Origin of the sequence: Paenibacillus sp. EKM301P (genome assembly GCF_011800295.1) — a bacterium.
Lineage (GTDB): Bacteria > Bacillota > Bacilli > Paenibacillales > Paenibacillaceae > Paenibacillus > Paenibacillus polymyxa.
Genome location: NZ_JAALFM010000003.1, coordinates 527,477 through 548,976, shown reverse-complemented (window position 1 = coordinate 548,976; position 21,500 = coordinate 527,477). Strand labels below are relative to the sequence as shown.

General features: G+C 43.6%; 25 protein-coding genes. 9 read left to right on the top strand and 16 right to left on the bottom strand.

Annotated features, from left to right (window positions below; all coding sequences use genetic code 11):
• Positions 1 to 16 precede the first annotated feature (16 nt).
• Both HFD99_RS10700 and HFD99_RS10695 read left to right on the top strand, forming a co-directional pair.
• Positions 17 to 979 (top strand): radical SAM protein, encoded by a 963-nt coding sequence (locus tag HFD99_RS10700; RefSeq protein ID WP_123797831.1) that lies wholly within the window; start codon positions 17 to 19, stop codon positions 977 to 979.
• Positions 980 to 1,142: 163 nt separating this feature from the next.
• On the top strand, positions 1,143 to 2,117 hold the full coding sequence (locus HFD99_RS10695) for an aldo/keto reductase family protein (protein WP_123797830.1): 975 nt from the start codon (positions 1,143 to 1,145) through the stop codon (positions 2,115 to 2,117).
• An 84-nt stretch (positions 2,118 to 2,201) separates the two neighbouring features.
• Here the strand turns inward: HFD99_RS10695 and HFD99_RS10690 are convergent, their stop codons facing one another.
• The 5 genes from HFD99_RS10690 to HFD99_RS10670 all read right to left on the bottom strand — a co-directional run bounded on the left by HFD99_RS10690 (position 2,202) and on the right by HFD99_RS10670 (position 7,272).
• Entirely contained in the window at positions 2,202 to 2,585 is a 384-nt protein-coding gene (locus tag HFD99_RS10690; protein ID WP_225164824.1) for a hypothetical protein, read from the bottom strand.
• A 200-nt stretch (positions 2,586 to 2,785) separates the two neighbouring features.
• Positions 2,786 to 4,726, bottom strand: coding sequence for an ABC transporter permease (locus HFD99_RS10685; protein WP_123797828.1), 1,941 nt, complete (start codon positions 4,724 to 4,726; stop codon positions 2,786 to 2,788).
• Positions 4,716 to 5,477, bottom strand: coding sequence for an ABC transporter ATP-binding protein (locus HFD99_RS10680; RefSeq protein ID WP_025366200.1), 762 nt, complete (start codon positions 5,475 to 5,477; stop codon positions 4,716 to 4,718). The genes HFD99_RS10685 and HFD99_RS10680 overlap by 11 nt, the downstream gene beginning before the upstream one ends.
• A gap of 102 nt (positions 5,478 to 5,579) precedes the next feature.
• Positions 5,580 to 6,584, bottom strand: a complete 1,005-nt coding sequence (locus tag HFD99_RS10675) for a sensor histidine kinase (RefSeq protein ID WP_123797827.1) — start codon at positions 6,582 to 6,584, stop codon at positions 5,580 to 5,582.
• Entirely contained in the window at positions 6,577 to 7,272 is a 696-nt protein-coding gene (locus HFD99_RS10670; protein WP_044786679.1) for a response regulator transcription factor, read from the bottom strand. The genes HFD99_RS10675 and HFD99_RS10670 overlap by 8 nt, the downstream gene beginning before the upstream one ends.
• A gap of 164 nt (positions 7,273 to 7,436) precedes the next feature.
• Here HFD99_RS10670 and HFD99_RS10665 point away from each other — a divergent pair, with 164 nt between their 5' ends.
• On the top strand, positions 7,437 to 8,066 hold the full coding sequence (locus tag HFD99_RS10665; RefSeq protein ID WP_019689016.1) for a YfbR-like 5'-deoxynucleotidase: 630 nt from the start codon (positions 7,437 to 7,439) through the stop codon (positions 8,064 to 8,066).
• Between the two features lie 153 nt (positions 8,067 to 8,219).
• Here HFD99_RS10665 and HFD99_RS10660 read toward each other — a convergent pair whose 3' ends face one another.
• The gene (locus tag HFD99_RS10660) at positions 8,220 to 9,098 is read right to left on the bottom strand and encodes an RCC1 domain-containing protein (protein ID WP_225164922.1); all 879 of its coding nucleotides are present in this window, start codon (positions 9,096 to 9,098) and stop codon (positions 8,220 to 8,222) included.
• A 224-nt stretch (positions 9,099 to 9,322) separates the two neighbouring features.
• Here HFD99_RS10660 and HFD99_RS10655 point away from each other — a divergent pair, with 224 nt between their 5' ends.
• Entirely contained in the window at positions 9,323 to 9,997 is a 675-nt protein-coding gene (locus tag HFD99_RS10655) for a hypothetical protein (RefSeq protein ID WP_123797826.1), read from the top strand.
• Between the two features lie 200 nt (positions 9,998 to 10,197).
• Positions 10,198 to 10,707 (top strand): hypothetical protein, encoded by a 510-nt coding sequence (locus tag HFD99_RS10650; RefSeq protein ID WP_123797825.1) that lies wholly within the window; start codon positions 10,198 to 10,200, stop codon positions 10,705 to 10,707.
• Positions 10,708 to 11,510: 803 nt separating this feature from the next.
• Here the strand turns inward: HFD99_RS10650 and HFD99_RS10645 are convergent.
• Positions 11,511 to 11,894, bottom strand: coding sequence for a phosphodiester glycosidase family protein (locus tag HFD99_RS10645; protein WP_025366195.1), 384 nt, complete (start codon positions 11,892 to 11,894; stop codon positions 11,511 to 11,513).
• A 211-nt stretch (positions 11,895 to 12,105) separates the two neighbouring features.
• On the opposite strand from HFD99_RS10645, the gene HFD99_RS10640 reads away from it, so the two are divergent.
• Positions 12,106 to 13,092 (top strand): aldo/keto reductase, encoded by a 987-nt coding sequence (locus HFD99_RS10640; protein WP_123797824.1) that lies wholly within the window; start codon positions 12,106 to 12,108, stop codon positions 13,090 to 13,092.
• A gap of 115 nt (positions 13,093 to 13,207) precedes the next feature.
• Here the strand turns inward: HFD99_RS10640 and HFD99_RS10635 are convergent, their stop codons facing one another.
• From HFD99_RS10635 to HFD99_RS10610, 6 genes are all read right to left on the bottom strand, one after another.
• Positions 13,208 to 13,507: a spore coat protein gene (locus tag HFD99_RS10635; protein ID WP_016822558.1), complete on the bottom strand. Its 300-nt coding sequence runs from the start codon at positions 13,505 to 13,507 to the stop codon at positions 13,208 to 13,210.
• Entirely contained in the window at positions 13,504 to 13,716 is a 213-nt protein-coding gene (locus HFD99_RS10630; RefSeq protein WP_016822559.1) for a hypothetical protein, read from the bottom strand. Before HFD99_RS10630 ends, HFD99_RS10635 begins: the two co-directional genes overlap by 4 nt.
• A 29-nt stretch (positions 13,717 to 13,745) precedes the next feature.
• Positions 13,746 to 14,882: a zinc-dependent alcohol dehydrogenase gene (locus HFD99_RS10625; RefSeq protein WP_123797823.1), complete on the bottom strand. Its 1,137-nt coding sequence runs from the start codon at positions 14,880 to 14,882 to the stop codon at positions 13,746 to 13,748.
• On the bottom strand, positions 14,879 to 15,259 hold the full coding sequence (locus HFD99_RS10620; protein WP_045244822.1) for a spore coat protein: 381 nt from the start codon (positions 15,257 to 15,259) through the stop codon (positions 14,879 to 14,881). Before HFD99_RS10620 ends, HFD99_RS10625 begins: the two co-directional genes overlap by 4 nt.
• Positions 15,260 to 15,299: 40 nt before the next feature.
• Positions 15,300 to 15,551: a hypothetical protein gene (locus HFD99_RS10615; protein ID WP_016822564.1), complete on the bottom strand. Its 252-nt coding sequence runs from the start codon at positions 15,549 to 15,551 to the stop codon at positions 15,300 to 15,302.
• Between the two features lie 73 nt (positions 15,552 to 15,624).
• Entirely contained in the window at positions 15,625 to 17,163 is a 1,539-nt protein-coding gene (locus tag HFD99_RS10610; RefSeq protein ID WP_123797822.1) for an FAD-dependent oxidoreductase, read from the bottom strand.
• Positions 17,164 to 17,320: 157 nt separating this feature from the next.
• Between HFD99_RS10610 and HFD99_RS10605 the strand changes: the two genes are divergently transcribed.
• A complete protein-coding gene (locus HFD99_RS10605; RefSeq protein WP_123797821.1) occupies positions 17,321 to 17,989 on the top strand; it encodes a hypothetical protein in 669 nt (222 codons plus the stop codon).
• A 209-nt stretch (positions 17,990 to 18,198) separates the two neighbouring features.
• Here HFD99_RS10605 and HFD99_RS10600 read toward each other — a convergent pair whose 3' ends face one another.
• The 3 genes from HFD99_RS10600 to HFD99_RS10590 all read right to left on the bottom strand — a co-directional run bounded on the left by HFD99_RS10600 (position 18,199) and on the right by HFD99_RS10590 (position 19,834).
• Positions 18,199 to 18,492: a DUF1330 domain-containing protein gene (locus tag HFD99_RS10600; RefSeq protein ID WP_016822569.1), complete on the bottom strand. Its 294-nt coding sequence runs from the start codon at positions 18,490 to 18,492 to the stop codon at positions 18,199 to 18,201.
• Between the two features lie 145 nt (positions 18,493 to 18,637).
• A complete protein-coding gene (locus HFD99_RS10595; RefSeq protein ID WP_085980133.1) occupies positions 18,638 to 19,012 on the bottom strand; it encodes a winged helix-turn-helix transcriptional regulator in 375 nt (124 codons plus the stop codon).
• 198 nt (positions 19,013 to 19,210) lie between these two features.
• Positions 19,211 to 19,834 (bottom strand): acetate uptake transporter, encoded by a 624-nt coding sequence (locus HFD99_RS10590; RefSeq protein ID WP_016822572.1) that lies wholly within the window; start codon positions 19,832 to 19,834, stop codon positions 19,211 to 19,213.
• Positions 19,835 to 20,050: 216 nt separating this feature from the next.
• Between HFD99_RS10590 and HFD99_RS10585 the strand changes: the two genes are divergently transcribed.
• Both HFD99_RS10585 and HFD99_RS10580 read left to right on the top strand, forming a co-directional pair.
• Complete coding sequence (locus HFD99_RS10585; protein WP_123797820.1) at positions 20,051 to 20,407, top strand: nucleotide excision repair endonuclease; 357 nt, start codon at positions 20,051 to 20,053, stop codon at positions 20,405 to 20,407.
• A gap of 109 nt (positions 20,408 to 20,516) precedes the next feature.
• Positions 20,517 to 21,461 carry a helix-turn-helix transcriptional regulator gene (locus tag HFD99_RS10580; protein ID WP_123797819.1) on the top strand — a complete coding sequence of 315 codons (945 nt, stop codon included), beginning with the start codon at positions 20,517 to 20,519 and terminating at the stop codon, positions 21,459 to 21,461.
• Positions 21,462 to 21,500 lie beyond the last annotated feature (39 nt).

Below are 21,500 nucleotides of genomic sequence, written 5' to 3'. Positions count from 1 at the left end.
GGAGGACAATAAGAAAGTGAGTATAGAGAATAAATATAAAGCACTTGAGCTGGAGAAGCCGGGCATTTATGAGCTAGAGGGACTGGAAGTCGGGGTCACCTCTAATTGCAACTTCAAGTGTGATTACTGCTGCGCATATCAGCGGAACGACGGACAATGCATTAGCAGTAAAGAGGTCAAAAGTATCATTGATGATATTCCAACGTTAAAACGTGTGCGACTGTCCGGGGGAGAAGTGACCTTGAAGTATGAGGACTGTCTGGATATTGTGGCTCACTGTTCGAGCAAAGGAATCGCTACCCAGCTCAATACCAATGCCAGCTTGCTCAGCCCTGAACGAATTGAGAAGCTGCGTGACGCGGGGCTTTCCAACATTCATATCTCCTTCAACTTTACGGATGCCGATAAATATGCACAGTATTATCATGTTCACCCTCGCATGTATGAGAAAATCGTTCAAAATATTCGGTTGTGTACCGAAGCCAAGTTGGAAACGGTGCTGGAAACTTTGCTATTTGCAGAGACACAGAACAATATGCCAGCAATCAGTGAAAAAGTATACGAACTCGGTGTGCGCATCCACGAAATCCAAAACAGCATTGTGATGGATCATACGAATTGGAACGCGATCTCCACCAAGGAAGCACTTGTCCGTTCCGTTCATGACCTGATCGCTCATAAAAAAGACGATACCGTGCTGTATTTCACCTGTATGGACCGTTTTGCTCAGGAGCTGGGCTTCAAGGAAGAGCCAGGTGTATATTTTTCCAACTGTGTTGATGGTAAGAAGCAGCTTCATCTTCACGGGAACGGGGATATTCTAATCTGTGAACTTTGTCATCCTGTGGTCATCGGTAATATTTATAACGGAACGTCCCTAAAGGATATTTACAAAAATAAACCGAAGCAGCTTCAGGAGTTTCTCGACAAACTGCCTTGTCCTGCATATGATGCGCTTTTTCCTGTAGGAAGCAAGTAGACATGATTTGAGATTATGAGACTACGGTATCTACCACCCTAGCAGTCAGGGTGGTAGATGTCCTTCATGTAACTCCATGAGTCCTTTATTATTTGTTTTAATGAAAGGGTTTACATGCTAAAATATATAAAAATGCGAGCTTCTTAGGAAAGAAGGAGTAGATATGAGATATAGAAATGTAGGTAATAGCGGTCTTAAAATTAGCGAAATTGGACTGGGAAGCTGGTTAACGTACGGTACAGCCGCCGAACAGGAAGCAGCTCATACCTGTATTGCCAAAGCCTTTGAACTTGGAATCAATTTCTTTGATACCGCGAACGCGTATAACCATGGAGAAGGCGAGAAGGCTATGGGAGCCGCTTTGAAGCCTTATCGAAGAGAGAGCTATGTGCTTTCGACCAAGGTATTCTTTCCTATGGATTCTGGTCCCAATGACAGAGGACTGTCACGCAAGCACATTATGGAGCAATGTGAGGCGAGTTTGAAGCGCCTCGGCACAGATTATATCGACATGTACTTCTGCCATCGTTATGATCCAGACACTCCGTTGGAAGAGACACTGCGGGCGCTTGATGATCTTCAAGCTCAAGGCAAGATCCTGTATGCTGCGGTTAGTGAATGGAGTGCTGCCCAGCTCACGGATGCCTATGGTATTGGAAAACGGCTGAATCTGCGCCCGCTGATTGCCAATCAGCCGATCTATAATATGTTCGAGCGTTATATCGAGCATGAGGTACTTCCCGTATCCGGTCAGGTAGGCATCGGCCAAATTGTATTTTCACCTCTGGCCCAAGGCGTCCTCACAGGTAAATACAAGCCGGGACAGCCTATACCGACGGGTAGCCGCGGGGCTGATGCCTCTGTCAATAATGTCATCAGCAGTTATATGAACGATACTGTTCTCAACTGCGTTCAGGAGCTGGATCAGCTGGCGAAGGACTTGGGTATCACCTTGTCACAACTCGCGCTTGCCTGGATTCTGAGAGAACCGGGGATCAGCGCTGCACTGATTGGGGCTACTAAACCGGCACAGATCGAGGAAAATGTGAAGGCAGTCGAGGTGACTTTGCAACCGGAGACCTGCGCGGAAATTGAGCAGATTCTGAAGCAAGCAGAGGGTTTTGAGCCTTTGCGCTAAGCATTCACACGAGCCTCTATTGAGGGAAGCCATCAATAACAAAGTCTCGCTCTTCCTGTCCGTAACAGAGAAGGGCGAGACTTTTTAACTGGCATCAAGCATGGCATAGATGCCTGAAACCACACTAAATGCAATTCCGCTCACTAAAACAAGGATTTGCTTCTTGCTGAGATCCAGGGGATCAAAAAAGATGGGCAACAGCCATTTTAGGGTGATAGCAGCCCATAAGCCCTCCAGTAACCCTAGTATCAACACCTTTTGCCCCCACTGAAGCTTCATTTGCGGTGTTAGCGGACCTTCAAGAAACAGGTCACCTGAAGTATGAATATTCCAAGAAACAATAACTACGAATATAAGAAGAGTTAATAGTGTTGACATAATATAGGCGACATCTTTTTTGGCCTTTTTCGTAAGTTTTGGCGATTTTTTAAACTCAGGCAAGCCAATCAGGAAAAAAACGATTCCCATAAAAATAGCCACGCCTATAAAGGAACCCAGTATAATATTCGCTATGATGCCGATGCCATTGATGATTAATAATAAAATAAGCTCCCCCCCTTGGGGTTACGATGATAGTTATTTTATTGTACACGCAGGAACAAAAATGCTCAAATATTTGGAAAAGCCCCCGGCACTTGTGCTGAGGGCATTTTTTGATTTTTTGCCAGTTATAATGCTGATTTAATGACCTTTTTATAATACAGAATGGATAGCACTCCAAAGATGGAATATAAGGCGGTGTATAGTACCATCACGATGATCATAGGCATCCAAACTTCGGTCCCAAACAAGAACCAGCCGGATTGGACGGCGAAATAGCTGTGTGATAGGCCGATCACTAACGGAATGCCGAAGTTAAAGAGTTGTTTTATTTTAATGCCTTGCAGCAGGTCACTTTGGGTGAAGCCTAACTTTCTCAATACAGTATAATTGGCCTTTTCGTCTTCGCTCTCATCCATTTGCTTAAAATAAAGGATGCAGCCTGATGTAATGAGAAAGGTGAGTCCCAAAAAGCCAACGACAAACATGATCACTCCCATATTTCTCTTCTGATTACTGCTCATTTCAAGCTGTGATGTTTGTTGATCATTAAAATTCGCAGCTGCAAAGAGGCGATCGGCTTCTTCAATCTGCGCTGAGTTTAGCATATCAATTCCAATATATAAGGATGACTTCTTTTGGATCTCTGGATTTACATCTTTCTTTAACCGCTCAAAAATGGTTTCGTCTACAATGACAGTGGGTACTCCCCCAGCTGCAAAATAGTAGGGAATCACATAATCCTTTTTTAGACCCACATATTGTTGAGGTATGACTTCTGTTTTCCCCCTCAAATCCAAGGGTCCAAAGTCTTTCAAGGACATGAATTTCTGTAACATATCATTATAGCCCGTTAAAACCGTTTGGCCTGGAGATACATCCGTATCTTCCACAGATTGGTCGCTTACGACAGGCAGTGTCATGAAATCCGCACCCTCATTTAATTGTTCCATAGGAGTCTCCATAATTTGCGCTGTCTTCACACTGACTTGAATCACTTCAATTTTCTTTTCTCGATACTGTATATCATGCTCATGAAGTAACGCTTTGAATTTCTCCGCATCCGGCACATTCGTCATGGCAAAATGGGAAGGTACATTATCCTCAGCTGCTTGATCCGCAGAATAATAGGCGATATAGCTTAAGGATAGTAAACCGATAGCAAGTGCCGATACTGTCGTAATAATGGTTAACAACAAAGCATTGGATTTCATGCGGAACATAATGGATGAGAGGGACAGCACCTCATGAATGTTTAAGTAGCCGCCTTTACTTTTTCTGATGATATTGGAAATAAAGCGGATGGACCCTTTATAAAAGAGAAATGTTCCGATGATGACAGAGCCCAAAATAAACACCATTGCCATAAATAGCTCATTTAGGGATGTAAAGTCTCCACCAAATAATCTGGAGGAAACATAGTAACCTAACGCGATGAGTGAGACGCCAATGATCCCGATAATCATCTCAAAGATCGTTATTTTCTTGATTTTCCCTTCGGTGGTTGAGGTCACTCGGAACAAAGACAAAATACTTTGTCTTTTGATAAAAGAGTAATTCATGACCATAATCAGCAAGTAGATGACAACAAAAACGATGAGTGTTTGAGTCAGTGCTTGGTTCGAGAAATATAGAGTGGCAATAGCCTCGACGCCCGTCGTCTTAAATAAAATCATGATCACTAATTTGGAAAAAGAAAATCCAACCCCAATTCCAACGAAAAGAGAACCGAAGTATAAAATTAAGTTTTCAGCACTTAGAATGCGAAAAATTTTACTTTTTGTCATTCCGATCAGTTGAAATAGGCCAATTTCTTTACTGCGTCTTTTTATAAAAATATTATTAGCATACAAAAGGAAAATGCATACAATAGCGACCAGTAAGACGGATGCTGCCCGTATAGAAGCTGCGCCTTTAACAGAGCCCTTCACTTCGTCCATGGAGGGATCGTATTGTAATGTGACAAAGGCGAAATAGAGCGCAACACTGAAAATGAGAGCAAAAACATAAAGGTAATAATTTTTCAGGTTTTTTTTCAAATTCTTTAGAATGAGCAGATTAATGTTCATATTGGACCCCGCCTAAGACTGCTTGGGTTTTCATGATATCCTGGAAGAAGCTTTGCCTTTCCTGCACGCCTTTATGAAGCTGCGTATACATTTGCCCATCCTTCATAAAAATGACTCGGCTGCAATGGCTGGCTGCAACAGGATCATGCGTGACCATAATAATAGTTGCTTTGCGCTTTTGGTTCAGCTGACCCAGCTTGTTTAATAGATCAGAAGCCGACTTCGAATCAAGCGCACCCGTAGGTTCATCGGCAAAAATAATCGTAGGCTCATGAATAAACGCTCTAGCCGCAGATGTACGCTGTTTCTGTCCACCCGAAATTTCATTGGGATACTTGTCCTTGAGCTCATAAATCCCCAGCTCTGTAGCCACCTCCTGAAATCTTCGGTTGGCCTCTTTTTTAGGCGTTTTGGTGATAGATAGGGGCAAAAGGATATTCTCCTTCACGGTGAGCGTATCCAGCAGATTATACTCTTGAAAAATAAAGCCTAAATGCTGTTTGCGGAATTCAGCCAGTTGCTTTTCTTTCATTTTCGTCATTTCGATATCATTGATCTTAATGGAACCGTGGCTTACTTTATCAATGGAGGAAAGGACATTTAGCAGAGTGGTTTTACCTGAACCGGAGGCTCCCATAATACTGACAAATTCACCTTCCTCAATAACGATATCTATTCCCTTCAAAACCTCCTGCATATTTAGCTTATTACCATAGCTTTTGTGAATCTTATGGGCTTCTAAAATATTCACTTCGATGCACTCCTTATTGTTCTTGTAGCCTTATTATAAAAATCGTGCCGATGCTTTTCCCTTGATTGGGCGAACAATACATAAAAGCATGTGACATCTCTGTCACATGCTCATCATACTTACGAAATCATTTCGTTTGGGGAAAATTAAAGTGAAGGTAGTACCCGTGTTCGGTTTGGAGTGCACATCTATATGTATGAGCAAGGACTGCGCTGCCTTTTTCGTTAAATATAACCCCATGCCTGTTGAAGTATGATCGGAATGCTGGGTCGTGGATGTAAAACCTTTCTCGAAAATACGAGGTATATCCTTCGGATCAATCCCACGCCCAAAGTCTTGAACCTCAAGCTGTATTCGATCCTTATGTTCATAGCTGTGAATGATAATATCACTGGCATCGCTATATTTGATGGCATTGGTTAAGAGCTGTCTGATGATAAAAGCTAGCCATTTGGCATCACTTAGCACTTCCATTTGCTCAAGTCGGATGTCAAAACCGATCCCTTTTTGGATGCACCATGACTGTAATGCTTTGATCTCTTTAAAAACCAGAGATTTTAAATCTACTTGCTCGACGTACAAATCGTTTTCAATAAAAGATATGCGCTTCTGATGCAACTGTTGGTCCAGCAGTAAATGAATTCGCAGCCATTCATAAGTTAGCTGAGCCTTAAGAGATTTGTCATCCAGTCGCTCAATCATCAAATGCATAGCGGTTAAAGGTGTTTTCACCTCATGAATCCATGATAACAGCTCATCCTTTTCGTGTTCCAGAGTCAATTGATTTTGCGAGATCATCTGTTGTAGTCGTTCGGTCTGATGGACAATTTTGTGTTCAATGATTCGCTCAAATGGACTTTCAGGTTCGCCCATTCCGGTTAATTGGAGAGGCCCCTCCCATTCTTCCAAGGCCCTATAGAACTTGGTTTCCTTGGGATAGCGAACGATTAAAAAAACCAGGAAAACCAACATAGATAAGAAAACGACATACAGGATCGGTATCAACGGGATGGCCGTATCCACATAAGCAATGAGAAGGATCAGCATTTGTTGGCATACAAAAAGTAGAATCCAGCTCCGCCTCTCTGTAAGGTATTTTTTAATCATAGGCAGGTGCCTCTTCTGTAGCCATGTAGCCTTGCCCCACTTTTGTTTCAATGAAACAGCCCAAATCCAGCTCGTCCAATTTTTTACGCAGGCGGTTCAAGTTGACGGTCAGGGTATTGTCGCTGACAAAACGTTCATCATCCCAGAGGCTTTTAATTAATTCCTCTCGTGCGACAATTTTATTTTTTTGTTCAATCAGCAGCTTCAAAATAAAAATCTCGTTCTTGGTTAATTCGATGGAGCCAGCCTCATTGGCTACTACATTTTTTTCATAATCGACCGTCGCTCCACGCCATGTTTTCAGGGAAACAGGTTCTGTATTGTAATTATATACACGGCGAAGTGTCGCTTGTAATTTTGCAATCAGTACATCAAAATGGAAGGGTTTTTGGATAAAATCATCCGCTCCAAGCTGCATTGACATTACTATATCCGTAGGGTGATCCCGCGATGATAAGAAGATAATCGGGACGTTAGAGTGGGATCGAATCATTCGACACCAATGAAAACCATCAAATTTCGGCAATTGAATATCAATCACGACTAGATCGGGCTTTATCGTTGTGAATTCTTGAATGACTTTACTAAAATCCCGGATGCCGTACACATCATAGGCCCATTGAGTTAACCTGTCCTTTATTTCATGGAACAAAGTTTCATCATCTTCAATCAGCAAGATTTTAAACAACGATTTCACCACTTTTACTTTTTTATATAAAGTGTATAGCAAAATTTGTTTATGTGCTATATGTGAAAGAGTCAACTTGATATTGCGATAATCTGCTGTTAATAGTTGAGGTTTATAGTTGGTTTATATATACTATTTCATACCGTTAAAGGATGGATGTATTGATGGGAATTCACACCTATTTTCGATCGCTAAATGAGTTGGAAAGAATTATTCGTTGTCCAGGCAAGTTTAAATTCGAGGAACATAGTGTATCGGCTCATTCCTGGAAAGTAGTACAATATGCCAAAACCCTGGCTGATATCGAAGAGAGAAACGGCCTCAATATTGATTGGAAAAAGCTATACGAGATTACCAGCAGTCACGATTACGGCGAGATTTTTATTGGAGACATTAAAACGCCTGTTAAGCATTCCTCCAAGGAACTACGGTTATTAATCCAGCAAGTTGAAGAGGGTATGATTGAGTATTTTATAGAAGAGAATATTCCCGAGGATTTTAAAGCAATTTTCCGCAAGCAGCTAAGAGAAGGTAAAGATGATTCTGTTGAAGGCTTAATTTTAGAAGTAGCGGATAAAATGGATCAGGTGTATGAAGCGTTTGCCGAGCTTCAGCGGGGGAATACCGAAAAGGAATTTATCGTGATGTATCGCAATGCGCTTGTAAAAATCAAAAATATTAATTTGAAATGCGTTGAGTATTTTTTGGAAAATATCCTGCCGGATATGGTTAAGGAAGAAACGCCTTCATCCATTGATATAAAAAAGATCACGGAAGAGGCCTTAGCTCTGTAAATGAATTTTCTCGCCGTCTTTCAGAAGCCGCGAAGCGCTTCTGTTCATACATAACAATAGTTTTTTTATAATAAAGCAGGTTCTATATGAAAATAAAAAAGCAATCAGGACAGTTGATTGAACCTGCCCTGATTCAATTGGAGAGAACGGAGCTTATTTAGAAAATGGATTCGGGAAATTCGTTTTCGTAGCAGCATATTGGGTCTTGACGTTGCCGATACCAAGCTCACCATTTCCATTAGATCCCCAGGACCAGACCGTTCCATCGGCCGTCAGCGCATGGGAATGGGTTCCTGCTGCACTGAATGCTACTACATCAGTTAGTGGCGTGTTGGTGTCATCTACAACTTGGGATGGGACTTTAACAGAAAATACATCGGTTCCATCACCTACCTGCCCGACATTATTCGTTCCCCAACCCCAAAGAGTTCCATCATTTTTAAGTGCAAAAGTTTGACTTTTACCTGCTTTCAGTCTACTTACATTGGAAACATTGATCAATACGGGTGATCTTCTAAAAGTAGAAGTTCCATCCCCAAGCTTTCCAGAAGAGTTGTTGCCGGAAGCATATACTTCTCCGCTATTGGTCAATACATATATGCGGTCAGGTCCTGCTGTAAAGGTTTTGATATCACCAATTCGATATTGAACAGGGGTAGGCTGGTCTTCTTTATCATCCTGCCCCATTGCACCATCATAACCGCGTCCCCATACCCATAGCTGATTATCTTTGTCTAAGGCTGCACCGAAGCTATCCCCAGCGTTAATGGCTACAATATCCTCCAAACCCTGTACCTGCACAGGCTTAACGGAAGAGGCAGAAGCTCCTTTGGTGCCATTGCCGAGTTGGCCAAAGTTATTTTCCCCGTAGGCCCACACGGTACCGTCATTTTTGAGCGCAAGAGTAAACTGACCACCTGCCCTCACTTCCTTCACATCATTAATATACTTGTTTATAACAGGCTCCTTTGCAGAATCCCTTACCTTTCCTGTCCCTAGCTCCCCGTGACCTGCAAAGCCCCAAGACCAGATGGTTCTGTCTTTTTGAGCAAGGTCGAATGCAGAGCACCGGCTTGTGGTAAAGTTTAATCATTTATATTTTTTATAAAATTGGTTGTAAAAAATGCGTATTCCACTCCTTTATATATGAGAAGGCAATACGGCATCACAGTAAGCGCTAGGGAATGGAGCGCTGAAGATGGATTCCCCCTCATTGTTCTTCCACTAAAAAATAATTAATAGGAGTGGTAAGAATTATGGCATACACATATTCACAAGTTACAGCATCTAACGGAGTCGTCCTGCACACAATCAAAACATCCCCAAACAGCGTTTATATGAAGGCTCTTCCTGGAGGTTCCACGATTGCGAACCAGAGTACAGATGGTATCAATGGTAGCTTCTTCGATTTCTCTTCAGGTGCATTGCTCACGATTGCAGTAAACAATGACGTTCCAGTCGGTGGTAGCAAAGGGTCATACGGCTCTGGTTATGAGAACGCAAAGTATGCTCGCGGCACACTGGTATGGGATTCTCGTGAAGGAGAGTTCTCTGTGCAAGTGGTAAGCTCGGCAGCAAGTCTTGCTGTAGTAAATCGCCATCAGTACTGGGCTCAAGGTGGGATCAGTATGGGATTGAATAACGAATCCGGATGGGCCGCACAAGCGGATAAAGAAAATATGCCAAACCGCACAGGTAATGCAGAGCGTGCAGGTTTGGTATACAACACTGGCAAAAATATATGGCTCGTGGTTACAAACACGAAATGCTCAGCTGCACAGTTCCGTTCTGCCATTAAAGAAAAGGTCAGTTCCGGTACGCTGGTGAATGGTATTTTCCTTGATGGTTCTGGTTCTGCACAGATGAGAGCGGGAACCCCTAAGGCAACAGGCGATAGTCGTAAAGTCTTCTCTATGGTTGCCTTGCGGTAATCTCATAATCAAGTAGAGGGCCTTACTAGCCCTCTACTCACCCTAAAAAAGGGTATATAATAGAATATAAACGAAGGTATCATTCGATTGATGCCTTCGTTTTTTACATAATTTAAAAAATAGAGTAAATTATTATAAGATTATTGTAACTTTCTTCATTTGTATTCGTCAAAGAACGAGAAAGGATGTGTACATTTAACATGAATAAACCTGCTCGAATTATTTCTATTCTTATCCTTGCTGCAAGTGTAGGTGTGTTTGCTGGTTGTGGAAAACAGGAAGCAACAAGTCCATCCACCAATGAAACGGTACTGCCAGCAACCTCAGAATCGGCAGTAAAAGAAGAACCCGGTCAATCAGCTGTCCAGCATAGCTTGGACGAGATCAAATGGAATGAAGTTAAAGATCCTCTGATTGAGGATGGCATGATAACCAAACTCAAAGCGGCTATAGCCGCCTTTGTATCAAACGATTTGAATCAATTTCATGCTGCGCTTGCTCCAGACATTGGAACAGGTCACGATTATCTCTTAGAGCATCCAGTGAAGTTTACAGGGATTGCCGAAGCTATAAAAGAAAAGGATCGGGTATTGGTACCCGTAGTAGGCAAACGGCTTACTAAAGAAAAAGGTTCTTCACCTGATGTACAGTATACCTTTTATTTTGAAAAAGATAAGGGTGGATCATGGCAAATTGTTTCGATAGACTGATTCATATCTCATTCCAACCCAAGAGAAGACGTTCTGATAAAATCAGAACGTCTTCTTTTCTTTCTCTACATATTATTTGAGCAATACTGACCAGTTAGGATCTTTGTATCGTTTATCCACCACTTCCCTTACCAGGATAAGCTCCTCTGGAATCTGATCTAGCTTTGTAATCCAGAATCATAAGTCTGCTTTGCCCTACGATCGCTCTATAGCAAGTACGTTATACTGCTTACCTACTGCATCATATGCTCTCCACTCCTCATGCATTATTTCATTATCCATCTTCCCGTAGAATGAGATGACAGTTTCATATGCCCCTTTGTCGGCTTGCGATTCCTTAAGTGAAGCCCTAACCAACTCCAGGCTATCATCCATCATTTTAAAAGATTTGGGCTCAGTCAGCTCAGATGGTCTAAAAGGAAATCTTGCTTCCGTCCATTTCTGTATACTTTCATCTTTAGCGAGTATATTAACCCTTAGCAGCCCCTGCCACGAACTATTTGATCCGATTTGAACAGTCTGTTCAATTTGCCAAAGAAATACCTGAAAATGTTGATCCTACGGAAAAACCTATCCAATCGGTCTATATATCTATCCCAGATACACATATTTATAAGCAGATGGATGGACAGCGGAGGCAATTAATCAATCCAGAAGAATTACAGGTGGGCAACCCATTGAGGTTTCTTATGTGTACCCTGCAACCTCTGTTTTCCTGGCATTGGAAATGGTCGTGCTGGATGAATTGTAGAGGAGGCCGGTAAGGCACCTTACTCCTATAAAAGCACGTCATATCATAAGGTTTAGGTGATATTAATGAGTTTTACCATGTTGTAGATATAACGTGTTTGCGCATTCTTAACCATTGTACCTGCAGAGTTTTTGAGTTGAATACCGGACGAGCCCCCACCATCAAGAAGAACGGCTTCAAAGCAATCCTGTTTGATAAAATAATTGCGAAGTTGTTTTAGCGTCTCATTTTTATGAACAACCAGATAGACCTGCCAAATATTATTCACGACTTTGAATCCCAGGCCTGTCCGTCCCGTGGCTTCCGTGTACTGCAAGGTTCCATTCAAATCGAAGTTTTCAATCTCTTTCAGCTCCTTGAGCCATACTTCTTCCTTATTCTTCAGTGACAGACTACCGCCGCTAATAATGGATTTGTACTTAATTGCCGTTCCCATTTGTTTTTTGAGATCCGTTACACTTAAAGTACGGGTAATGGCAATTTACAGCTGCCCCTTACAACCTAATCATCAAATTTTATTAAAAAAAATGAAATACTGCGTACGAGACAATGCTTGACTTAAAGTTAACTTTAAGTAGTAACATACTGGGTGTAACGTATGGATTAGGACAGGCGATGGCTATTCTGACAAATTGGGAGTGATAAAATTGAAAAAGAAACAACTGGGTAACAGCGACCTTCAAGTATCTGCACTGGGTCTGGGCTGCATGGGAATGTCCGAGTATTATGGTGAGTTGGATGATCAGGAATCGATCAAAACGCTTCATCGTGCGTTGGAGCTGGGGATCAACTTCTGGGATACAGCAGATGTCTACGGTGTGGGGAAAAATGAAAAACTGATCAGCCAAATCCTGCGGAGCCACCGGGATGAGGTGGTGTTGGCTACCAAATTCTCCATTATGCGCGGAGAGGATGGGGGATTCCTGGGTGTTAGTGGCCGTCCTGAATATGTAAAACAGGCATGTGATCGCAGCTTGCAAAGATTGGGTGTAGATGTGATTGATTTGTACTACCAGCACCGGGTCGATCCGAATGTGCCTATTGAAGAGACAGTAGGGGCGATGAGTGATCTGGTCCAAGCGGGAAAAGTCCGCTATCTGGGGCTATCTGAAGCGTCTCCTGCACTGATCAGACGTGCTCATAAGGTACACCCGATTACAGCGTTGCAGACAGAATACTCCTTATGGAGCCGGGAAGCAGAAGATGAAGTGATACCGACATGTAAGGAGCTGGGCATCGAATTTGTGGCCTACAGTCCACTGGGACGCGGATTTTTGAGCGGGCAAATTCAGAAGTTTGATGATTTCGCAGAAGATGATTTCCGTCGCACGGTGCCGCGTTTTCAGCCTGAGAATTTCCAAAAGAATCTGGATCTCGTGCAGCATGTTAAGGATCTTGCGGCTCAAAAAGGAGTCAAGCCTTCTCAGCTTGCTTTGGCCTGGCTACTTGCACAAGAGGGAATTGTACCAATCCCCGGCACCAAACGGGTCACGTATTTAGAGGAAAATGCAGGAGCAGTTGATGTGGGCTTGTCCGCAGAAGAAATGGAGACGATTAACGCCATCATCCCTAAAGGAATGGCAGCCGGCCTTCGTTACCCGGCAGAGCGGATGCCAAATTGGCAAGCGGAATAATAAGAATCACGAGATAACCCCTTAAGCCGTCTTTAACACGAATCGGCGTGAAAGACGGCTTAAGGACTTTATATATAAGCAGGAACGTGCTTCGTATAATGCCGAAGGCATCCTTTTACAAAACAGGAGCTTGCAATGCAGTATTGATATTTTGCAGATCCACCGACAGCTGCTCTTTTACGTTCCAGGGGTGATACCAGCCACGTTCGATCATGTACGTTGAAATTTGCTCATGCATATCGATAGCTTCATCCAGTTGTTTTGTAAGCATAGCTTTAATTTCTGGAGTTCCCGCTTCCGTTACGGCCATAGCGTAATTTCTCACACCGCTTTTGGCGGTGTTTAAAAAATCAGCAGCAATCACTTGGTCGGTTAACGTATTGAGTCCGGTCAAATACTCCAAGAGTATATTCATTGTTCCACCTCCTGTGATGACGAGGCTTGATTTAAAACATTACTCAGCTCTTGCAATTGTCGTGTTGTTAGGTCAACGTCCTTTTGCAAAATAGCTTTGAGAACCGGATCAGAGATCAATGCTTGCATTGTTTTAGACTTGGTAAGACACACTGTTTTGAATGCTGACAATTCATGGACTTCAAGTGTTTCGTGCAGGCCATACACCATATAACATTTGCCTCCAGTCCAATATATAGTTAAGGTTTAAGTACAACTTTGATGCAATTGTCTTGTCTGGTATCGAAAATTTCATATCCGCGCTTGGCATCGCTTAGTGGAATGACGTGTGTGACAACGTCACCAGGGTCAACCTTCCCCGTATCTATCAATTCATACATGTAAGGCATATAGTGAATAACAGGAGCCTGTCCCGTACGCAAATTAACATTTCGCTGAAAAATATCTCCCATCGGAAAACCGTTATATCGACCGCCGTATACCCCGGTAACTTGAATGGTGCCCCCTTTGCGGACAGCCTGTGTAGCTATGACTAAGCCTCCCAAAGCTCCACCGTGAAGTTTAAGACCTGAAGCCAAGGATTCCAGCGGAGACATTTTGCCGCTCATGCCGGAGCAGTCAATAACTACGTCCGCGCCTCCTTTGGTCATCTCCTTCAGATAGTTGCCGACGTTTTCTTGCGATTCCACATTCACGATCTCCACATGATTGGTGCGCTTTGCGTGTTGCAGACGATAATCCAGATAGTCTGCCGCAATGACTCGTTTTGCCCCTTTGAACCAGGCGAATTTTTGCGCTAATAGACCTACTGGCCCACAGCCAATAACAATGACGGTATCTCCATCCTTTACTCCGGCGTTATCGACGCTCCAAAATGCAGTAGTCATGGCATCAGCAATCAGGCAAAGCTTCTCATCAGAATGTTCGCAACTCTCCGGAATTTTGAAATGAGTGAAGTTGGCAAAAGGCACACGTAAATATTCAGCTTGTCCACCTGGATATCCACCGGTTGTTCCGGAATAGCCAAAAAAACCGCCCATCTCTCCATTTTCATTCGAATGATCACATTGGCTTTCCAATTGGTTTTTACAGTAAAAGCATTCACCACACGCGATGTTGAACGGAATGATCACGCGATCTCCCTTTTTCAAGTTAGTCACGCCGCTGCCGACTTCTTCTACAACCCCCATTGGCTCATGCCCGATAACAAAATCTTCTTGTAAGTTTGGAATCATTCCGTGAAGGAGATGCAAATCTGAACCACAAATAGCGGTTGTCGTCAGTCTGACAATCGCATCATCGGCTTTTTGAATACGTGGGTCAGGAACGTCTTTAACGACAACGTTTTTGATACCTTGATAGGTCACTGCCTTCATGCCTGATTCCCTCCAATATGTTCGTCCGGCGTGCGATCAAACATACCTTTGCGTGTGGTATCGTCTGGGAACAGTTTCATCTTGCTAATGTCCACCGTCTTATTAGCTGACAGTTGATCCAATTGATATTGCTTTTGCAGCTCATAGGGATGAAACCATTTTTTCCGTACCATCAGTTCAGTAATTTCCTGATGAAGCGCGATACCTTGATGCAGTTGATGGCGCAATAGGGTTCTGGCATCGGTAGAGACGGTTTCTGTTAAAGCTACTGCTGTGTTCCGAACCCCTTCCTTGACGCGAACCAGAAAATCCATTGCAAGTGTCGTGTCTGCCATTTCGGGCATATTTAATGAGTTTTTTGGGTCCACATAATCCATTTTGGCGGACTGGGTCTGGCTAGGTGTCACATCATTCACCTCAATTTAAAATTGGTGTTGGACGGGAGTCAGGAACAGGTGCTTGAAACGGCGCTTTAGCGTAGATTGCTTGCAAATCAGCAATAGCCTGAATAGATTGCTGAACATCTTTTTCCATTAAATCCTTTAGCTCTTGATCGAATACTAAGCCCTGCATTAATTTGGACTTGGCTAAACATAACGTTTTGAAGTTAAGCACTTCATGGATCTCTAGGGACTCATGCGCCGCTAATGTAGGCTGTTGGCTTATCATAGGATCACCTTTCTTTTATGATTCTCGAAGGTATGTTGTCCAGCATAACTAGGTTTATTCCGAAAGGATCGTTCTATTCGGCTTCAACCTTGCCAAGTGCTTTTTTAGCGGGTCCCTCAATTACTTCGCCTTGATATGAAAAGCGAGAGCCATGACATGGGCAATCCCATGTTCTTTCCGCCTCGTTCCAGTCAACTTCGCAGCCCATATGGGTGCACGTTGTGTCCACTAGGTGCAGTGTCCCCTGTAAATCTCGGTAAGCGCCTGCCCTTTTGCCATTCAGCCGAATGACTGCCCCTTCGTCTTGCTGGAGTTCTTCGGCTTTTTTGTGGCTGATTCCCAGCTTCCCGGCAATCAAGTGTTTAGCTACATTCGCATTTTGTGTCACAAATGTTTTAATGTCGGGGTCCGCATGAAATCTTGAAGGGGAGAAAAGATCCTGATACGGGCTTTCCTTTCTGGTAATCAGATTCGTATTTAATAAAGCCGCTGCGACACTTGTGGTCATCCCCCATTTTCTATAACCCGTAGCCAAGAGGATGTTAGGAACATCGGCTAATTCCTGCCCGATATAAGGGAGCTTGTCTAACGAATACAGGTCCTGGGCCGACCAGCGATAGACGATTTCCTTTAATCCAAATGTTTGCTCTGCGAACTTTTCTAAGGCTTCATAGTATTGAAATGTGCAGATTCCTTGACCCGTTTTGTGGCCTTCGCCACCGACGATGACCATCGGTTCACCGTTTATTAGTACAGAGCGAAGCGAACGTTTGGGGGTTTCTGCACTTAGGTACATACCACCCGGATAGGTTTTGTCCGTCTTGACCGCTAGTACATAAGAACGTTCGGCATGCAATCGCGCAAAATAAAGACTGTTTGGATCATTAAACGGAAAATGAGAGGAGGATACGACATGGTTGCAGGTAATTTTATGCCCGTCGCTTGTTTTAATGATGGCAGGGTTTCCTTTATCCACACCCACAACGGTAGTCTGTTCATAGATTTTCCCGCCTTGCCGAATGACTTGATTTGCCAAATACCTTAAGAAAGGAACCGGATTAAACTGAGCCTGGTTTTCCATCATAATAGCTGCTTTAGTTGAGAAAGGCAGAGGTGTTTGTTCGACATAACTTCCCGGGATGCCAAGTTCCTTATAAGCTTTATACTCGTCGGCGATTTTTTCCACATGCGTATCTGCACTTGTATAAACATAGGCATCTTCTTCTGTAAATTGACAATCAATATGATTCTCTTCTACCGTTTGTCTGATGAATTCAAGAGCATCACGGTTGGCTTCGTAATAGAGCCGAGTTTTCTCCTTGCCAAAATGTGAAAGAAACTCGCTGTAGATCAAATCATGCTGTGCGGTAATTTTGGCGGTCGTATGGCCTGTTGTTCCATGAAGTATCCGCCCTGCGTCGACGACTGCGACATTTAGCCCTTTTTTGGACAGTAAATAAGCAGTGGTAATACCCGTGATCCCCGCACCTACAATAGCAACATCCACCTGAATATCTTCACTGAGCTTGGGAAAACTGGGGATGTCAGTTGAAGCTAACCAATACGATTCTGGAAATTGCGGAAAGGCGACATGATTTTCATCTTGTTTCATTTTCACAAGCACCCCTTTGACTACAATTATTGTATACATTGTTATCATTGTATGATTTTATATACCCTAAAAAGGGATACTTTCAGCCAGCCTTCATCTTGTTTTCAGCCTGACTGGGTACAATCAAGGCAATTTTCCCGGGGAGGATGCATAACTAATGAAAACAAAGACGAAAAAGACGGTTTGGATTCCGGCAATCATTGCAGTTACGGTAGCGGCTCTACTCGTAATCTACTATTACTACATGTCCTCGGTTTCCGGTGGCAAGCCTGGCATGCGACCTCCGGGAGGCGGCAAAGTACCAGGGCACATGGGCGGAAGTCCCGGAGGAAAAGGTGGTGGGGGAAACGGAGAAATATTTAACACCTTGGGAACGATCTCCGTTTTTCTTGGGGCGGCCTCTTTCTGTTGGTTCTGGTTTAAGAAGAAACTGAGATCACCGTCAATGTTGGTTCAAAAGGCCGGAAAGTTGTTTCACTCCTTGCATAAACTGCTGGGTTGGGCGACCTTGATTCTTATTGCCGTTCATGGTGTCTATTTCCTGATTACCAAATTTCAAGATCACAAAACCTACTCCGGCCTAGCAGCCTTTGCTATTATACTGGCTATCTCCGGGTACGGTTTCTATATTAATAAAGTACGTAACAAGTGGATGCGAACCATCCATCGTATACTTGGACTGCTGTGGGTTCCCGTGCTGCTACTGCATGTCGGCGGAACAGCAATTATGGCGGTCATCGCCACTCTTGCCGTGGGGGGACTAGTCTGGACAATCGACAGAATGGCGGAGAAAACGATGAAGCCTGTCGCAGGGGACACTCTATAATTTTATGGAATGGTGTTACCTTCATTCCGGGGGAGAACAAGATGCTGGCGGAGGTGTACGGTTACATTTTTTACGTTGTACTAGAAAAACTGCTGCGTCCTTAATAGGACGTAGCAGTTTGTTTTATTTAATGACTATGAAATTAAATAAGCTAGTTACCTAATTTGAATGCGATTGTCCTAATATATGCAAAGTAGCAGAACAGGAGTTTATGCTCTTCCGTTAACCAGAATAACATTAGCTTGAGTTCCTGATTGGCGCAGCTTAATTAAGGGCGCGTAGTCATCGGAATAATAGAACTGCTTGGCAGCCTCGTAAGTCGGGAATTCGTGAACTACGACTATTGACGGCTTCCATGTGCCTTCCAGTGTCTCGGGCTGTGGATCTAGCGTAAGGTTGCGGAATCCCGGAACTTTCTGCAGCAGCGCATCTGCTAGCTCTGCGTATTGTTTGAAAACAGCTTCTTCCTCTACTTTTATATCTACGATAACATATGCGCTCATATTCATTCTCCTCTGTATGTCGGACGGTGATCATACGTCCTAGGATTTCGCCGGCGAGCATCTTTAGCTTAATCCGACACGCGGAGATTTGTAAATTAGGCACTTTTTTTATCCTCAGTTTCATTTATTACACCGGTTCGTTATTTCAGGTTTGAAAGTCGGAGAGATGATGTTCGGCTTGAAATCGTTCTCCCCAAGCCTTCATTTGGGTGAGTATTGACTCAAGCGAAGCCCCGAGCGGGGTTAGCGAGTATTCCACTTTTGGCGGAACAAGGTGATGAACTTCGCGGTGAATGAGACCGTCTGCTTCTAACTCTCGCAGTTGGAGGGTCAGCATTTTTTGGGTGGCCGTGGGAAGTGCTCGCCGCAGTTCTTGAAACCGCTTAGTTCCACCCAGCAATTCGTACAGAATGATTCCTTTCCACTTTCCGCCGATAATGCTTAAGGTTACTTCCACCGGACAGCCTTTAGTCGGCGTGCAATTAACTCCATTGTTCAGCCGTTTTCTCAACGATATCATCTCCTTTCACTTTGTTATTATACCAATACTGCACTTGCAGTTTAGTTCAGATACAGCGATACAAGGCAACACTTGATTTCAAGTTAACTTTAATAAGCAGCATCTAGTAGCAAGCCGAGTAATTCCAGCCTTATATCCCCAAAGCCATCCTTAACGCGGATCGGCGCGAAAGGCGGCTTTGGAGATATACGTATGCAACTAAGGACGTGGTTTGAAAATGCCGAAAGGTCGTCCTACGGGCAGGAATGTACGGCCAAAATGTGCATTCAGGACAGCAGCTCCTGTACCGTACAGCGAGAGTAGACCGATGCCCATTTCAGCATAAGCAGCGATGGTATGGAACACCTCTGGGGCGATGCCAAATGCATCGAAGCTAAGGCCGAGGAACAGAAAATCAATCAACACAAAAATAAAAAATAGAACCTTATGCGTCTCCATGGCTCCAATGGTCATGAAGAGCGTAAAGATGAGATAGCCGGCAAAGGCAAAGCCGAGCTGTCTGCCATCCACCGCTGATGCCAGCTCTGAGCCGAATACGCCCATTTTAATCATCCAGCTACTAGCTACGGCTAACCAGAAGAAGGCGTAAGCACCAAATGCCGTCATGCCAAAGGTGTTGTTATGCTTTGCATCCTGAATGCAGGCAAACAGCTGTGCAAAGGCACCAAGGAAAATAGCCCAAGGAATAATAAAGCTCAAGCCATCAGTGAGACCAAGCTTTTGGGATGAAGCTACAAGCGTTACAATGGCCAAGCCAAACAGGCCGATCGCGCTCGGATCGGCCGTTATGATTTTTACGTTAGAATGAGATTCATTTTGCATGAAAAAATAGAAGCCTCCAATAATATTCAAGTACGCGTCAATCTGCCGATGCCAGAATCACACTGACATATTGTAACGGAAACCAACCTACTCGCATAGTAGGTAATTCATAAAATTCCTACCGATCTGTTTAGTGACGGGCAAGGATTTATTAAATGGTGTTAGCGCAGGATTTATGATAGTATTTACACCTATATAGAATGAGGAAGTGACATAGTGATTAATATAACGATTCCAACTCCAGATATCACGATTACCAAACAGGTTAACCCTGAGCTCAGCCATATTTACGGATTTACAGATTTCCACCTGATCCCTAGAGATAAGGCTGGTATCTTTATGTTCTACAACGCACAGGAGGAATTGCTGTTCGTTGGGAAAGCAAGAAAGCTAAGACCAAGAATCAAAAAGCATTTTGAAGATAACGTATCGCCGATCAAGGCCAATCGGAACGAAGTGGCGATTATTGAGGTCTGTATTGTGGAAGATGCGGTGGAACGAGAAATTTATGAGACCTATATCATCAATTCGCAAAAGGCTAAATATAACGTTGAAAAAGTGTTTTTTAAGTAAAGAAGCAACTGCTTTATGATAAAAGAGCAATAAGCCGCAGTCGTGCACTGCCCTTATTGCTCTTTTAAATTCGTGCATTTAGATCCTTTCAAGGACGGGGCGATGTAGTATGAACAAAACCGACCGGTTGCTGGCCATTTTGCTAGAGTTACAACGTAACGATATTTTACGGGCCGAGGATTTAGCGGCGATTTTCGAAACAAGTGTGAGAACGATTTATCGGGATATTCAGGCTTTAAGCGAATCGGGCGTGCCGATTGTAGGGGCACCGGGCATTGGATACTCCTTGATGGAGGGATACTTCCTGCCCCCTGTAAGCTTTACTGTAGAAGAGGCTGTGGCACTGCTAATCGGAGCAGATTTTGTCGAACAAAAATTTGATACAGACTATGGCATGAAGGCACAAGCTTCACGCAGAAAAATTGAAGCTATTTTACCAGAGAGCGTTCGCAGGGAAGTTTCTCAGGTGCGGACGACCATTAGACTGCTGGCGGTGGGTAAAGGGGCAGACCAGAGAGAGAAAACGTATTTGGAAACGCTGCGCATCGCTGTATTGAACAAACGGAAGGTTCGGTTTAGCTACTCCAAAAAATTGCCAGAGGCTGACGGGAATCGCCAAAGTGTGCGTGTGGTCGCTCCTTATGGTCTTGTACTGCTGCATGGTTCGTGGGTTATGATTGGACAATGCGAATTGCGGCAGCAGTTGCGACATTTCCGTTTGTCGCGTATGGACGAGCTGATCATGCTGGAGGATAGCTATCAGTTGCCTAGTGATTTTAATTTGCAGGATTATAAACAACCCGATGACCGCCATGTAAATGTCCGCATACAAGCCAATTCGAATATTGTAGATAAAGTGAAGGAAGCGAACCATTTTTACATGGAGTCCATGGAGGAGCATGCAGATGGACTGCATGTACTCTATCGCGTCAGACAGCCAGAGGAGTTACTATCATGGATACTTGGATGGGGTGCAGACGTGGTGGTGCTGGAGCCTGAATCGCTTCGCGAGCGCGTCCGTACGGAAGTGGAAAAAATGTTGAAATGCTACTGACATAATGCTGTCAGTAGCATTCTTGTATAGTAAAGCTAC